The organism is Bradyrhizobium sp. (assembly GCF_049586575.1).
Lineage (GTDB): Bacteria > Pseudomonadota > Alphaproteobacteria > Rhizobiales > Xanthobacteraceae > Bradyrhizobium.
The window spans coordinates 1-2,812 of sequence record NZ_JBAVCF010000797.1 but is presented as its reverse complement, the minus strand read 5'-3'; the positions used below and the strand labels follow the sequence as shown (position 1 = coordinate 2,812).

General features: G+C 62.3%; 3 protein-coding genes. 1 reads left to right on the top strand and 2 read right to left on the bottom strand.

Features of this window, described 5'->3' with window-relative positions; genetic code table 11:
• Positions 1-188, top strand: a 188-nt coding sequence (locus tag WB528_RS28370) for a sigma factor-like helix-turn-helix DNA-binding protein (protein ID WP_423892778.1), incomplete at its 5' end; no start/stop codon positions are given.
• A 320-nt stretch (positions 189-508) separates the two neighbouring features.
• On the opposite strand, the gene WB528_RS28365 is transcribed toward WB528_RS28370, so the two are convergent.
• The gene (locus WB528_RS28365) at positions 509-2,164 is read right to left on the bottom strand and encodes an HWE histidine kinase domain-containing protein (protein WP_423892776.1); all 1,656 of its coding nucleotides are present in this window, start codon (positions 2,162-2,164) and stop codon (positions 509-511) included.
• 284 nt (positions 2,165-2,448) lie between these two features.
• On the bottom strand, positions 2,449-2,812 hold a 364-nt coding region (locus WB528_RS28360), incomplete at its 5' end, for a GTP-binding protein (protein ID WP_423892774.1).

The window sequence follows — 2,812 nt, the reverse complement described above, 5'->3', positions numbered from 1 at the left end:
TTCTGGTGGGCGCCTCGGGCTTTTCCTATGAGGACGCGGCGGCGATCTGCGGCTGTGCGGTCGGTACCATCAAGAGCCGCGTCAACCGGGCCCGATCGAAACTGAGCGCGCTGCTGTATGTCGATGGCGCCGAGGATTTCGGGCCCGATGAAACGGTGCGTGCCGTGATCGGCGGCAGCGGCGGCTAAGTTTCATCTTTCGAGACGGCGCTTCGCGCCAAACTCAAGAGCCGAACTCGCAATCGAGCCGATGGAATCGTGGGCTCGTCATGCCCCGGGCTTGTCACGGCATCCCCTTTCGCCCAAGAACGCTATTGCGAGCCCTCCTTCGTCATTCCCGGGCGCGCCTCTTATCTTGGCGCGAGCCCGGAATCATACTCCCGATCGTGGTTATGGATTCCGGGCCTGCGCCACGCGGCGCATCCCGGAATGACAGTGGTGGATCGCGGATGGCACGGGACAAGCCCGGACAAGCCTGGCCCATGACGAAAAGGTCGTTCCGCGATGCGTCAGCGGGCCGGCTTCAGCGGGGCGGCAAGTTGTTCGGTGCGGTCGCGTTCGGTCATGTCGATCACGGTTTCCATCGGCGCCGTCAACTCGTAGACATAGCTCACATCGGTGAAATACCGCTTGGATACGCCTCCGAGCGCTTCCGGTGCGACGCGGTCAAGCAGGATGACGCCGAAATCACTGTCCTCACGGCGGGTCGCGGCGCTGGTGTTGAACTCTTCCCAGCGGAAATGAAAGGTGTTGCCGGAATCCTCGTCGGTCACTTCCCATTGGGCGACAATGTGCGGGTGCTTGCCGACCAGGGAAAGCCCCTCGTCGGAATGCGACGCCAGCTCGAAGAACAGCAGCGACAGACTTTGCGCGGCCCGCGCGCTCACGGAAATATCGGGCCCGCTCACCGCGATGCGCTCGGCGTGGGGGATCGCGCGCGCCTCGAAAAGTCCCTTCAGTTTCACGCCCTGCCACTGGCTTTCGCTGAGCAGCGAGACCACGTTCGACATGGCATGGATCCGGCCGATCAGCAGTTCGCGGGCGACGTCGATATCCGAGCCGTGGCGAAGCGTGCGCGTCACGATCGACTGGATCACTGCGAGGATGTTCTTGACCCGGTGATTGAGCTCGTCGATCACCGCGGTCAATCGTCGCTCGAATCCGATTCGCACCTGGATTTCGCGGCTGAGCCGCAGGTTATTGTAGGCGACATATCCGAACAGTCCGCAGACGATTCCGGTGAGCGCCAGGCCGATGGCCGCCACGATCGCCGCCGTCAGCTCCGCGCGCCTTACGGCGTTGGTTTTGGGATAATAAGCAAGCGACCAGTCGCGGCTGCCAAAGGTAACGGTTCTCGTCATCGACGGCGCGGCCGCATCCGGGCCCAGGGTCCTTCGCGTTACCACGCCGCGATCGTTCGCAATCAGTTCGCTGTTGGCGTGACGTGGATCCTTCAGCGCGACCGAAAACAGCGAGAGATCGTCATTCACCAGCATCAGTGACGCCAGCTCATAAGAAAAGGTCACGAAACCGGCCGGCGGGCCGCCGTCCTGCAGAACGGGCGCGGCGAGAACAAGACCGATCGGGCCGTCCGGGCGCAGCAGCGGGAACGGATCGGATGCGAGGGGCTTGCCGCTGGCCATCGCCTGCGCCAGCATCGGCCCCAGGATCGGGCTCTGATCAGCCGAGCGGCCGGTGATCGCCATGGTCTCGGCATTGCGGGGTTCTACGTCCATCAGCACATCGATCGGCTTGTCAGTCGACTTCGCATCGAGCGGCTGATCGTCGAAGCTGCGGATGGTCGGATCGGAAAACCCCGCACTGGCCAGCTCGTTATGCGCCGCGTCCAGTTCGCCCGGCTGGAGCCGCGCGATCCAGCCCGCGACGACGAAGTCGGTCTTGAACGCGTAGATCGACGCACGCAGCGGCTGCAGCATATTGGCCTTGATCACGGACGGCGCATGAAACAGCCCCGATGAGACTCGGGCAAGCAGTTCGCGCTCGGTCAGCCGGTCCTGGACCAGACTGGCCTGGACATCGATCGCGCGCGCCATAGCGATGCCGTCAAGCGTCAACTCCTGTTCATGAACGCGATAGGCCGCAAAACCGGAGAGCAAAACTCCGATGAGCGCGATAAAGCCGATGATGAAGCCCAGCCGAACCACTCGCTTACTCGGAAATCAGGGATGGGCGAACAAATGGATCAACATGTGCCATTCGCCAGGTCGGCAACAAACCGATGCAGGATGAAGGCCGACCATCCGACATAATGTAGGAGCGATCCTCGGTACGCAACTGCAGTGGGCGACAAACGTGAACAGGACACGCTCAAGCGCCATGTTCGCGAAGCCGGAGCGTAACAATTCCGGTCGCCGGACTTTTGTTCCGTCCGACGGCGGGATTGTTTTCCCCGTCACGCGCGCCGTCCGGTCAAAACGTTAACGAATGGTCAACCTGCCTTGATTGGCACGGCCGGACCGAGGCCGCCCTTGGCCTCGATGAAACCGACAATGCGATCCAGGCCCTCGCTCTTCCTGAGATTGGTCATGACGAACGGCCGTTCGCCGCGCATTCGCCGCGCATCGGTTTCCATCTTCTCCAGCGAGGCCCCGACATGCGGCGCCAGATCGATCTTGTTGATGACAAGCAGGTCGGAGCGGGTGATGCCCGGACCCCCTTTCGATGGGATCTTGTCACCCGCCGCGACGTCGATGACATAGATCGTAAGGTCCGCCAGTTCGGGCGAAAAGGTCGCGGCAAGATTGTCGCCGCCGGATTCGATCAGCACCAGATCGAGATCCGGAAATTTCGCG